Origin of the sequence: Fulvivirga sp., from assembly GCF_040220315.1 — a bacterium.
Taxonomy (GTDB): domain Bacteria; phylum Bacteroidota; class Bacteroidia; order Cytophagales; family Cyclobacteriaceae; genus Fulvivirga.
The window spans coordinates 1-12,859 of sequence record NZ_JAVJUY010000152.1 but is presented as its reverse complement, the minus strand read 5'-3'; the positions used below and the strand labels follow the sequence as shown (position 1 = coordinate 12,859).

11 protein-coding genes are annotated in these 12,859 nt (G+C 38.2%); 10 read left to right on the top strand and 1 reads right to left on the bottom strand.

Annotation, left to right across the window (positions count from 1 at the left end; genetic code table 11):
• Positions 1 to 231: 231 nt before the first annotated feature.
• Positions 232 to 3,180 carry a TonB-dependent receptor gene (locus tag RLO81_RS07300; RefSeq protein WP_350109376.1) on the top strand — a complete coding sequence of 983 codons (2,949 nt, stop codon included), beginning with the start codon at positions 232 to 234 and terminating at the stop codon, positions 3,178 to 3,180.
• Between the two features lie 58 nt (positions 3,181 to 3,238).
• Here RLO81_RS07300 and RLO81_RS07295 read toward each other — a convergent pair whose 3' ends face one another.
• Positions 3,239 to 3,670, bottom strand: coding sequence for a hypothetical protein (locus tag RLO81_RS07295; protein WP_350109373.1), 432 nt, complete (start codon positions 3,668 to 3,670; stop codon positions 3,239 to 3,241).
• A gap of 210 nt (positions 3,671 to 3,880) precedes the next feature.
• On the opposite strand from RLO81_RS07295, the gene RLO81_RS07290 reads away from it, so the two are divergent.
• The 9 genes from RLO81_RS07290 to uvrA form a co-directional block, all read left to right on the top strand.
• Positions 3,881 to 4,789, top strand: a complete 909-nt coding sequence (locus RLO81_RS07290) for a TIGR01777 family oxidoreductase (RefSeq protein ID WP_350109370.1) — start codon at positions 3,881 to 3,883, stop codon at positions 4,787 to 4,789.
• Positions 4,790 to 4,836: 47 nt separating this feature from the next.
• Complete coding sequence (locus tag RLO81_RS07285; RefSeq protein ID WP_350109367.1) at positions 4,837 to 5,595, top strand: LOG family protein; 759 nt, start codon at positions 4,837 to 4,839, stop codon at positions 5,593 to 5,595.
• 85 nt (positions 5,596 to 5,680) lie between these two features.
• Positions 5,681 to 6,613, top strand: coding sequence for a lytic transglycosylase domain-containing protein (locus RLO81_RS07280; protein ID WP_350109364.1), 933 nt, complete (start codon positions 5,681 to 5,683; stop codon positions 6,611 to 6,613).
• Between the two features lie 136 nt (positions 6,614 to 6,749).
• Positions 6,750 to 7,085 (top strand): arsenosugar biosynthesis-associated peroxidase-like protein, encoded by a 336-nt coding sequence (locus RLO81_RS07275; RefSeq protein ID WP_350109379.1) that lies wholly within the window; start codon positions 6,750 to 6,752, stop codon positions 7,083 to 7,085.
• A gap of 2 nt (positions 7,086 to 7,087) precedes the next feature.
• Positions 7,088 to 8,143: an arsenosugar biosynthesis radical SAM (seleno)protein ArsS gene (gene arsS / locus RLO81_RS07270; RefSeq protein WP_350109361.1), complete on the top strand. Its 1,056-nt coding sequence runs from the start codon at positions 7,088 to 7,090 to the stop codon at positions 8,141 to 8,143.
• Positions 8,144 to 8,199: 56 nt separating this feature from the next.
• Positions 8,200 to 9,015 carry a purine-nucleoside phosphorylase gene (locus RLO81_RS07265; protein WP_350109358.1) on the top strand — a complete coding sequence of 272 codons (816 nt, stop codon included), beginning with the start codon at positions 8,200 to 8,202 and terminating at the stop codon, positions 9,013 to 9,015.
• On the top strand, positions 9,016 to 9,987 hold the full coding sequence (gene arsM, locus RLO81_RS07260; RefSeq protein ID WP_350109355.1) for an arsenosugar biosynthesis arsenite methyltransferase ArsM: 972 nt from the start codon (positions 9,016 to 9,018) through the stop codon (positions 9,985 to 9,987).
• A gap of 3 nt (positions 9,988 to 9,990) precedes the next feature.
• Positions 9,991 to 10,875: an aldo/keto reductase gene (locus tag RLO81_RS07255; RefSeq protein WP_350109352.1), complete on the top strand. Its 885-nt coding sequence runs from the start codon at positions 9,991 to 9,993 to the stop codon at positions 10,873 to 10,875.
• A gap of 78 nt (positions 10,876 to 10,953) precedes the next feature.
• Positions 10,954 to 12,859, top strand: a 1,906-nt coding sequence (uvrA, locus tag RLO81_RS07250) for an excinuclease ABC subunit UvrA (protein ID WP_350109349.1), incomplete at its 3' end; no start/stop codon positions are given.

Genomic DNA, 12,859 nt, shown 5'->3' with positions numbered 1-12,859 from the left:
ATGCCCTCTTTTATTATGTAAATGTTAACATCGTTAAAAAACGATTAAGCTTTAATTTTGCTATTTAAATCAATAATTGTTTTAATTACTTTTATTAGTTAAACGGTAATGTTAATCCAATATTACTTTGAGCCCAACCTTCGCGCTTAATCTTAAACTATTAGTAATCTAGTATTCGTTGCAGCAATGTCAGTTGACTATAGCTTTGCAGAAAATTTAAGAATAATAGTAATGAAGAATTTAGTACTAACCATTTTATTATCAATAGCTTCATTGGCTGCAATGGCGCAGAAAGGAATAATTCGAGGAACTGTACTTGAAGGATCAACAGGTGAGCCCATGTTTGGCGTGACTGTTATTATTGAAGGCACTTCGACAGGTGCAGTTACAGATTTCGATGGTAAGTTTGAAATTAAAACTGCTCCTGGCACCTACAACGTGCAGGCATCATTTATTTCATATGCTGCGGTTACAATAACAGGTGTAGAAGTTGTTGACGGTGAAGTTACCATATTAGATAGAATAATAATGCAGGAAGATGTGGAACAGTTAGCCGAAGTAGTTATAACAGCAGAAGCTATTCGGAACACTGAGGAGGCCCTGCAAACTGTTAAGCGCAAGTCTGCTAACGTATTAGATGGTATTTCTGCAGCGAGTTTTCGAAAGATTGGTGATGGTGATGCTGGGGCTGCTGCTAAAAGGGTAACAGGAGTATCTGTGGAAGGGGGTAAATATATCTATGTAAGAGGTCTAGGAGATAGGTATACTAAAACTACCCAAAACGGAATGGATATCCCTGGACTGGATCCTGATAGAAACAGTATCCAGATAGATGTATATCCTACCAATCTTATTGATAACATGGTGATATTAAAAACATTCACACCTGAATTGCCTGCTGACTTTACGGGAGGTATAGTGAATATTGAAACAAAGGATTTTCCTGAGGAAAAAATATTAGATGTCTCATTTGGAATGGAATATAATCCTTCCATGCACTTCAACAATAATTACATTACCTATGATGGCGGAAGTACAGATTGGTTGGGATATGATGATGGTACGCGTGGATTACCCACAAATGTTGATTTGAACAATATACCAACACCACTTAATGCACAAAGTGATCAGGAAGTGGCAAACTTATTAAATCAATTTAGTCCAACGATGGGGGTGAGATCAGAAACCAGCCCCATGAATTATAGTTTCGGACTTACTGCCGCAAATCAATTTGAACTGAAAAATGGCCATAACATTGGTTATTTATTTACAGGTAATTATAAAAACAACACTACATTTTATGATGATGCTTTTTATGGTGAATATCAAAATGACTTAAACGACCGATCAAGGCTTGATTTTCAAAGAGCCTTTAATCAAAGTGGAATTCAGGCTGAAAACAATGTTTTACTGGGTGGTTTGGCAGGGTTAGCTTACAAAACTGACTTATCCAAATTTCGATTGACTGTTATGCGATTACAGAATGGTGAAAGTACATCTGTATCAGCAGAAATTCTGGATGATCAAGAAGCATCAGGTAAATCTGGATACACAGGTATCAGTGAAATATTGGAATACAATGAAAGAAAAATTTCCAATGTTTTTCTTAATGGAGAACACCATCTTGGCGATAATAAATGGACAATCGATTGGAGAGGTTCCACTACATGGTCAACTCAGGAAGATCCTGATATAAGACAAACAGCTTTTACGAGAATCAACGATAATTTGCGATTCGCAGCAGGAGCAGCAGGCAATCCAACCAGAATTTGGAGGGAGCTTGATGAAATAAATGTGGTAGGTAAAGTGGATGTTACTAGAGATCTGGAAATGTTTGGAAACGATGCCAAATTTAAATTTGGAGTTAGTCAAATCTATAAAGAAAGAGATTATAGAATTGTAGACTTCAATGTTAATTTCTTAAATGGAGAGCAGCTCGATTGGACAGGAAGTGGTCTAGAAGTTTGGACTAATGAGACCGTTTTTCCGGCCGGTAATGTTTTCCTTGTATCAGGATTTAGCAATCCAAATCCGAACGAATACAATGCAAATGCAACTAATACAGGAGTTTACTTTTCAACGGAATTTTCTCCTATAGATAAATTGAAAGCGATTATAGGTGTAAGGGCAGAAAATTTCGTCATGAGGCATTCTGGAAGGGATCAAGGAGCTGCTAGTTACATCAGAAGCAGAGTAGCTTCAGGTGCAACTATGGAGGAAGCCATAGGTGAAGTGAAGGCTGATGAAGGATTAGGTAGAGTATTGGATAATGATATAGTACTTGATGCATTGGATTTTTTCCCTTCGGTAAATCTAATATATGGAATCACAGAAGAACAAAATCTTAGACTATCGTACTCTAAAACAATTGCGAGGCCATCATTTAAAGAACTCTCATTTGCTCAAATTTTTGACCCTGTATCAAACAGAATATTTAACGGGGGGCTTTTCGCCATTGGAAATTGGGATGGAAATTTGGTTGAGACAAGAATAGATAATATTGACCTTCGTTGGGAGTTATTTATGGGTAGAGGTCAAACTTATTCAATATCTGCATTCTACAAATCTTTTGATAATCCTATAGAATTAGTTAGAATTCCTCAACAACGAACAAACGTTGAATATCAACCAAGAAATGTGGGCGATGGCCAATTATTTGGGATGGAATTCGAATTTAGAAAGGCTTTAGATTTTATTAGTCCAAATTGGAGTGTGAACGGTAATGTAACTATTGTAGAGTCGATTGTTGATATGCAGGAGTCCGAGTTGATAAATAGAAGGGCTAATGCAAGGGAAGGTGAAGTTATTGATGAAACAAGAAACATGTCTGGTCAGGCACCATGGATAATTAATGCAGGTCTAGCATACAATAACTTTGAAAGTGGATTTGATGCGGGATTATTTTATAATGTAAAAGGAGAAACCTTAGTGATTGTAGGTGGGGGATTAGATCCGGATGTGTTTTCACAGCCTTTTCATAGTTTAAATTTCAATATGAATAAAACGTTTGGAGCTAAACAACAATGGGTAGTGAATTTCGGGGTATCAAACATTCTTAATGATAAGCTTGAACAATTTTACAAAAGAGCTTTTTCAAACCTTGATAATTCTCCTGATGCTACGTTTCAGAGACTTAATCCGGGTATGGCAATTAGTGCCGGTGTGAAATATTCATTCTAAAATTTTTCAATAAATCAATAAAGGAAGCAGACTCAAATTATTCTTTTGAGTCTGCTTTTTATTTTCTTCCCTGAATGGGACATTCTTGCTGATTTTCAGCAGGACCTTCCAGATACGTTCTTAGTTCCTCATTTCTTATTATAGAAAGCCTAATTAGTTCTTTGCATTTGCATCCATTAAATGTTGGAGTGCCATATTGCTTTCTATAATATCTATCCCAATCCTGAGAATATAATGATCTAAGCCTCGTGTCCTGATATTTAATCCAACTCATTTGTTCTTCATTAAATCTCAATATAAACGGCTTATCTCCTTGATATTTAGCCCTTATTTTGTCCAGTAATGCCTTTTGCTCAAAAGCGTATTCATCAAACTTTTCACATATTGCTATGTAGTCGATATCTTCCCCGGAGTTGTTTTGTTTTTTTTCATTGCAACTGAACAATGCAACTATTAATAATATTGTAGCTGTAAGATTTAAATTTTTCATGTCTTTAGTGTTATTCTCATTTATGATTATCCAAGTTAATTTTAGGGCAGTATAAAAACTCGGATCTTACCGAAGCAAATATGCTAAATTTTAGAAGTGTGAACTTATAAATTACATTTTCACTATGTTATCAATTGCAAAATAAAGATAGTTGAGTCCAACTAATATCATTCTATTTAGTTATACTTATTAACAACACTAAAATAAAAGATGCCAAAAACAATACTCATCACAGGCGGTACAGGATTAGTGGGTTCACGACTCACAGAACTGCTAAAAGAAAAAAACTATAAGGTACGTTATCTATCTCGTGCTGCTGGATCAAAAAATGGAGTTCAGGCTTATGCTTGGGATGCTGAAAACCAAACCATTGACAAAAGTGCATTTGAAGGGGTTAATGCAATCATCCATTTGGCTGGTGCCGGAGTAGCAGATAAAAAATGGACAGCGGCTAGAAAGAAAGAAATCTTAGAAAGCAGGACCAGAAGCACCCAACTCCTAAATGATACACTCAAGTCAATAAATCATGAAGTTAAATCATTCGTTTCAGCTTCAGCTATTGGCTATTATGGATGGGATACTGGTGGGGTTTGGGTGAAGGAAGGCAGTAGGTTTGGAGATGATTTTTTAGCCACAGTGACAAAAGCATGGGAAGAAAAAGTAGATCAAATTACTGAATTAGGAATTAGAACTGCGAAGCTCAGAATAGGCATTGTTTTTAGTGAAAAAGGCGGTGCGCTTTATGAAATAGCTAAACCAATAAAGTTTGGTGTAGGTGCTCCACTAGGAAGTGGAAATCAATACATGAGCTGGATTCACATCGATGATTTATGCAATATGTTCATTCATGCGGTAGAAAATGATAGTGTAAATGACGTATATAATGCGGTTGGTCCCAATCCTGAAACCAACAAAGTTATTACGAAAGAAACCGCCAAGGTATTGAATAGGCCATGCTTCTTGCCTAATGTGCCTGCATTTGTGTTAAAACTCATGTTAGGCAAAAGAGCAGCTATGATTTTAGGAGGAAGTAGAGTATCTTGTGAGAAGATTCAGGCAACAGGATTTAAATTTTCTTATCCAACATTACCAGAAGCTCTGAAAGATTTGTTATCCTAGTGGCCGTTTTTCAAAAGACAACTTACCACAATTAATTTTTTTTAACGATGGCAGAGAAAAAAACAAAACTCGATAATATACGCACGCTCGATGATTTAAATGATGAAGAAAAAAGGATCATCAGGGCATTTGAAGAAAAAGACTGGAACGAAATAAAGAGCTATGACTCTTGGGTAATCTTCAAAGTAATGTCTGAGTTTGTTGAAGGGTTTGAGAAACTGGCCAAAATCGGGCCTTGCGTATCCATCTTTGGCTCGGCCAGAACAAAATCAGATCATAAGTATTACCAAATGGCGGAAGAAATTGCTGCTAAATTAGTAAGACACGGTTATGGTGTGGTAACTGGTGGTGGTCCCGGTATAATGGAAGCTGGTAATAAAGGAGCCAAAGAGCAAGGTGGTAAATCCGTAGGATTAAACATTATTTTGCCTTTCGAACAAAAAGGAAATGACTTCATAGATCAGGATAAATTAATCACCTTCGATTATTTCTTTGTCCGCAAGGTGATGTTTGTAAAATACTCACAGGGCTTCATTGTTATGCCTGGTGGATTTGGCACACTGGATGAACTTTTTGAAGCACTAACTTTAATTCAAACCAAGAAAATTGGCCGTTTCCCAATTGTATTAGTGGGTAAAGCTTATTGGGGTGGGCTTCTAGATTGGATTAAACAAACTATGCTAAAAGAAGAGAGAAACATCAACGAAGAAGACCTGAATCTCTTCAAGATTGTGGAAACAGCAACAGAAGCGGTAGCAGCCATTGACGAGTTTTATGCCAAGTATCTTCTTTCGCCAAATTTCTAGTCATATCAAAAGAAGATTCCATTTGCTACAACAAAAGGAATATTTGTATCGATTCTAACGTTGTCTCATAAAGAAGCTAAGTATCATGAACAACCTATCTATTTATATTTCTTTGTTGTCTTTTGTTTTGATATGCGGCTATATATCGTTTAACGAAAGCAGCAAATTTAAAACCGAGAGCAGTGAAGGAATTCCTATTACGGAGCTGCCACCGGCTGGGTTTGAAGAGTATCAAAAAGGCACTTCGCTAGAATTGCCTAAAAACATGACATTTGCTGGCGAACCAGTTCCGCTTCATATACCAGATGTGAGGGAAAGATTGGACAGGGAATTGCACATAAATACTTACTGGCATAGTAGCACAATATTTCTTTTAAAGCGTGGAAATAAGTGGCTTCCTCAAATTGAAAAAATCCTTAGAGAGAATAATGTGCCTGACGATTTTAAATACCTGGCGGCCATTGAGGGTGGATTTCAAAACGATGTTTCGCCTAAAAATGCGGTTGGATTCTGGCAAATTAGAAAAGATGCCGGCAAAGAGTTTGGGTTAGAAATTGGTAGAGATGTAGATGAGCGCTACGATCCGTTAAAATCTACTCAAGCGGCCTGTAATTATTTGAATAAGGCTTATGAAAGATTTGGAAATTGGACCAATGTAGCGGCCTCCTATAATCGGGGCAGGTCGGGCTTAGCAAGGGCCATCAATAACCAAAAGGTAGACTCCTATTATGATCTTATGCTCAATGAAGAAACCTCACGTTATGTTTTCAGAATATTGGCCATCAAAGAGATTTTCCAAAATCCGAAAAAGTATGGGTTTGATATTAGTAAAGAACACTTGTATGATGAAGAAAAGGTAAAATATGTTGAAGTGGATGATGATATTAAGGATCTGGTGCAGTTCGCAAAAGATCAGGGCATTAATTACAAGCTATTAAAAAGACATAACCCTTGGCTAAGGGATGATAAGTTGAATGTTTCCAGAGGCAAAACATACCAAATTGCTATCCCACTTTGATAGTAAACAGGCTATTCATACCAATCTCTTGTCTTACAGTTGACAAGAGTGCGCCATAAATAGTACCTTTTAAACTTTTGCAACCAAATTCATCGTTGAATGTTCTAACTTCAACAAGAGTTATTAATTACACATGATGGAAAAAACATACTACAATCCTGCTGACCTTAAAAAGTTTGGTGATATAGCTGATTTTGAACCGGAATTGGCAAAAAAGTTTTTCGATTATTATAATGAAGTATTTCAGGAAGGGGCTCTTACCGCTCGTGAAAAAGCATTAATCGCCTTGGCAGTGAGCCATACAGTGCAATGTCCATACTGCATTGATGCCTATACTGCTGGGACTATGGAAATGGGAGTAACTGAGAAGCAAATGATGGAAGCTGTGCATGTTGCAGCGGCCATTAGAGGTGGTGCCTCGTTGGTACATGGCGTACAAATGATGAATAAAGTGAAGAAATTAAGCATGTAATTATGCCCAAATCATTACAAGCACAACACCATAATCTGGCCGATAAAGCCACACAATTAAAGTTCTTGTCCAATGGCATATTTGCCGATGGGCAGTTACCCACATTTAAGGAAAAAATTGAACCCCTTAATGAGTATCCGTTAAAACCAACCAGTATTGAAATCTTTCAGGTCAATGTCGGATACATGTGCAACCAGGTATGCAAGCATTGCCATGTAGATGCCGGACCTGATCGAAAAGAAATTATGACTCGAGAGACAATGGAAACGTGTCTCGATATTCTTAGAAATACAAAAATTCATACACTCGATTTAACGGGGGGTGCCCCTGAAATGAATCCAGACTTTCGCTGGTTTGTAGAAGAGGCAAACAAAGCGGGAGTTGAAGAAATCATTGTGCGGTCGAATCTTACCATCATTCTGGCTAATCCAAAATATCATGATCTTCCGGAGTTCTTTAAGAAGAATAAAGTACGGGTGGTTTCATCACTACCTTTTTATCAGGCAGATAAAACGGATAGGCAGCGTGGTGCAGGCGTATTTGACAAATCCATAGAAGCATTAAAAATGCTCAACGCAATTGGGTATGGAAAAGAAGGATCAGGATTAAATCTTGATTTAGTGTATAACCCAAGTGGGGCATTTCTGCCTGGAGATCAATCGGCATTAGAAAATGATTTTAAAAGAGAATTAAAAGAGCATTTCGATATAGAATTCAACAGTCTTTTTACCATTACTAATCTTCCCATTAGCAGGTTCTTAGAATTTCTAATACGTACAGATAATTATGAAGATTACATGGATTCTTTGGTGAATGCTTTCAATCCGGCAGCAGTAAAGGGTGTTATGTGTAGAAATACCATTTCGGTGGATTATGATGGCCATATGTACGACTGTGATTTTAATCAGATGCTTGGCCTGAAGGTAGATAAAAAGGCGGGTCAGCACATCAGTGAATTTGATTTGGAGAAATTGGAAAATAGGAATATCATTATTAATCAGCATTGCTATGGCTGTACCGCTGGTGCAGGTTCCAGTTGCCAGGGAACAGTAGCTTAAATAAATTTCAATGTCATTTCGGGCTCGACCCGGAATCTCTTTTTATAAAAAATTCTATGATCGAACAGTTTGAAGAAGCGGTAGAATATCTACAAAACCGTGGAGTAAAGGCTCCTGAAATTGGGGTTATTTTAGGCACAGGCCTAGGTGATAAATTTGTTGCCGCCATGGAGGTAGAGCTTACTATCAGCTATGAAGATATTCCACATTTTCCATTGGTAACGGTGCTTTCACATGATGGTAAATTGATTTACGGTACCGTTCATGGTAAGAAAGTAGTAGCGCTGGATGGCCGCTTTCATTTTTATGAAGGTTATTCAATGCAACAAATAACACTTCCTGTTCGAGTGTTGAAGTTGTTGGGGATAAAGAAATTGCTACTTTCCAATGCGGCTGGTAATATGAATTTATCCTGGAAAAAAGGCGAACTTATGCTCATTGATGATCATATCAATATGCAGCCGGACAATCCTTTGAGAGGTCAGAATTTTGATGAGCTGGGACCAAGATTTCCTGATATGAGTGCGCCTTATGACCCTTCGATGAATACCATGCTGGAAGAAATTGCTCAGGAAAAAAAGATCACATTAAGAAAGGGAGTGTACGTTTCGGTGATAGGGCCTAACCTGGAAACCCGGGCAGAGTATCGTTTCTTAAGAGATATAGGGGCCGATGTGGTGGGCATGTCCACTGTGCCAGAGGTAATTGTAGCCAATCACATGGGCCTGCCTTGTTGTGCTATTTCCGTAATGACAGATGATTGCGATCCTGATAATTTGTCCCCCATAAATATTGATGAAATTATAGCCATTGCTGGGAAGGCAGAAGAAAAATTAACTGAGTTATATACACAACTGATCAAGAGATTATAGATGGAAACTTATTTAGAAACCACCAAAGACGTTTATAAAAAAGCAGCAGAAACCCCGGATGTAGGCCTATGCTGTACAACTACCCCTGTGTGGCAATTACCTGGCTTGGAAATCCCTAAAATCATGTTGGACATGAATTATGGGTGCGGAAGTACTGTAAATCCACGTGATTTAGTGAATGACCCTACAATTCTTTATGTAGGAGTTGGTGGCGGAATGGAGCTCTTGCAATTCTCTTACTTCAGCAGAAAAAAAAGCGGAGTGGTAGGTTTAGATGTTGTGGATGAAATGATAGATGCAAGCCGAAAGAATTTTAAAGAAGCTGAGCAGCATAACCCATGGTTTAAGTCTGATTTTGTGGATTTAAGAAAAGGCGATGCACTTAACCTACCTGTTGAAGACGAAACAATAGATGTTGCAGCTCAAAACTGTCTGTTCAATATCTTTACTAAGGCTGATTTAAAGAAAGCATTAGCAGAAATGTACAGAGTACTAAAGCCTTATGGCAGACTGGTACTTTCCGATCCAATCTGTAATCAACCGATGCCTGAATCTTTGCAAAATGATGAGCGATTGAGAGCACTTTGCTTAAGCGGGGCACTTCCTTTAAAGGAATATATTGATATGATTACGGAAGTAGGATTTGGCACTGTAGAGATAAGAGCCAAGCGTCCATATCGAATTCTTGATCCTAAGCATTACGATACTGACAAAAACATATTTATCGAAAGTGTAGAGGTGTGCGCCATAAAAGACCCGATGCCAGAAGATGGCCCTTGTGTATTCACCGGAAAAACAGCCATTTATTATGGGAATGAAGAATATTTTGATGATCATAAAGGCCATGTGCTAATGCCCAATCAACCGTTATCGGTTTGTGATAAAACGGCTGGTGCTTTAAGTGCATTAGGCAGAGAAGATATCTATGTTTCTGATTCCACCTATTTTTATGACGGTGGCGGGTGTTGTTAACCGATGGTAAGTAAAATAAATATTTCTGAATCAGGTCTAGAGCTCAGTGAGCTTGCTTTGGGTATGTGGCGCATACATATGCTGGCTACCGACCAATTAGATCAGTTGTTAAATACCGCATTAGATAACGGTATAACAACCTTTGATCATGCTGATATTTATGGGAGCTATACCTGTGAGGCGGTTTTTGGACATTGGATGAAAGCCAACAAAGACAAAAGATCAGAAATTCAACTTGTTTCTAAATGTGGCATTAAACTTCTATCGGAGAATAGACCAGAGCATCGAATCAAGCATTACGATACTTCTAAAAAGCACATCATTCAATCAGTTGAAAATTCTCTAGAACAATTAAACACAGACTATCTCGACCTTTTATTAATTCACAGGCCTGATCCTTTAATGAATGTATTTGAGATGGCAGATGCATATGCATCTCTCAAACAATCCGGGAAGGTTAACTATTTTGGTGTTTCAAACTTCACAAATCATCAGTTTGACCTATTGGCGAGTGCCTGCGATATGCCTTTAGTTACAAATCAAATTGAAGTTTCTTTATTCCAACATCAACCGTTGTTTGATGGCACATTAGATCATTTGAACAAATTAAAGATTAACCCAATGGTATGGTCGCCTTTGGGTGGCTCTAAACATATTTCGGATGCCATTGCAAAAAAAGACCTCCAAAATTTAGCAAATAAATACAGCGTATCAGTTGGCGACTTAGTATTGATTTGGCTGCTTCAGCACCCTGCTGGCATAGTACCCGTTATTGGCACGATGAATCCTGAAAGAGTTCAATCGGCAGCTAGTAACTATCAAACCACATTAGAACGTGAAGATTGGTTTGAAATGCTAAGAATTGCCAATGGGAATGATGTTGCCTGATCATCTTTTCACTTCCATTGTAATTGATTAACTAAAGCACGAACTTTGTGTTTTTATTTTGAAAAGGCTCAAATCTCAATGACAAAAACGCAGGAGGTATTAGAAAAGGAGGCGCTGGATTTCACCGGACACGATTCCATTGAAATTATAGGTGCACGAGAACATAACCTCAAGAATGTAAGCCTTTCATTTCCCAGAAATAAACTTGTTGTCATTACAGGTATTAGCGGCAGTGGCAAGTCTTCATTAGCCTTTGATACTATTTATGCCGAAGGTCAGCGTAGGTATATGGAAAGCTTTTCGGCTTATGCCCGTTCTTTTATCGGCAACCTTGAGCGACCTGATGTGGACAAGATCAACGGCTTGAGCCCAGTTATTTCTATCGAACAAAAAACCACTTCTCGTAATCCACGATCAACGGTAGGTACGGTCACTGAAATTTATGACTTTCTACGCCTTTTGTATGCCAGAGCAGGAGAAGCCGTTTCTTATGTTACAGGAGAAAAAATGATTCGCCAGTCTGAAGATCAAATTCTGGATCATATCATGAGCTTTTTTAATAAGCGGAAGCTTGTTCTTCTGGCACCGGTGGTAAAAGGCAGAAAAGGGCATTACCGTGAATTATTCCGTCAAGTTCAGAAGTCAGGTTATACACGAGTTCGCGTAGATGGTGAACTCATGGAAATTGTACCGAAAATGCAGGTCGATCGATACAAAACGCATGACATTGAGGTAGTGGTTGATCGAATTTTAGTAGAAGATAAAGATCGTTACCGCATTAGCCAGTCGATTAAAACAGCTATGAAGGAAGGTAATGGTGTCATGATGTTGTTGGATGAAGAAGATAAAATTCATCATTACTCCAAATATCTGATGGATCCGAAAAGCGGCATTTCGTATGATGAGCCTGCTCCTAACTCGTTTTCCTTTAACTCACCATACGGTGCATGTCCAAAATGTAATGGTTTAGGAGTAACGGAAGAGATTACCGAAGAGTCCGTGATTCCTGATAAATCACTAAGCATTAGTCGTGGAGGAATTTTGCCTTTAGGTGAGTTCAGAGACATCTGGATATTTAAGAAAATAGAAGCCATTCTTAAGCGATATAAAGTCAATCTAACCACTCCAATAAAAGATATTCCTGAAGAAGTAATGAACATACTACTTCATGGCGACAGTGTACCAGTGGCTGTGAAATCGGTGAAATATCCTGGCACAGATTGGAATACAAAGTTTGAAGGGATCATCAAGTTTTTGGAAAAGCAAAAAGAAGGCGGTTCCGATAAAATTCAGCAATGGGTAAATGATTTTACCATCACTCAAACTTGCGATAGTTGTAATGGTTATCGTCTGAAGAAAGAATCATTGCACTTCTTAATCGATCAAAAGCACATTGGTCAGTTAGCTGAAATGGATATCTCTACTCTGGGAGAATGGTTTGTTGGTTTAGAAGACAGACTTTCAGAAAAGCAGAACCGTATTGCTGCTGAGGTATTGAAAGAGCTTAGAAAACGAATTGGATTTTTGTTGGATGTTGGTCTCGACTACCTACAACTCAATAGGCCACTAAAAACACTTTCTGGTGGGGAGGCCCAGCGAATAAGATTAGCTACTCAAATCGGTACGCAGCTAGTAGGCGTACTTTATATTCTTGATGAACCAAGTATCGGACTACATCAGCGAGATAATGTAAAGCTCATTAAGGCTCTGAAAGATTTAAGGGACTTAGGTAATTCTGTGATTGTTGTAGAACATGATCAGGAGATGATGATGGAATCTGATTATGTGATTGACATTGGCCCAGGGGCAGGAAGGCATGGCGGTGCTATTGTAGCTGCTGGTACACCCAAAGAATTTTTAGCTCAGAAAAGTGCCACCGCAGATTACCTTAGCGGCAAGCGAAATATTGAAATACCAACAGAAAGAAGAAAAGGAACAGGCAAGTCTTTAAAACTTACTGTAGCCACTGGTCACAACCTACAAA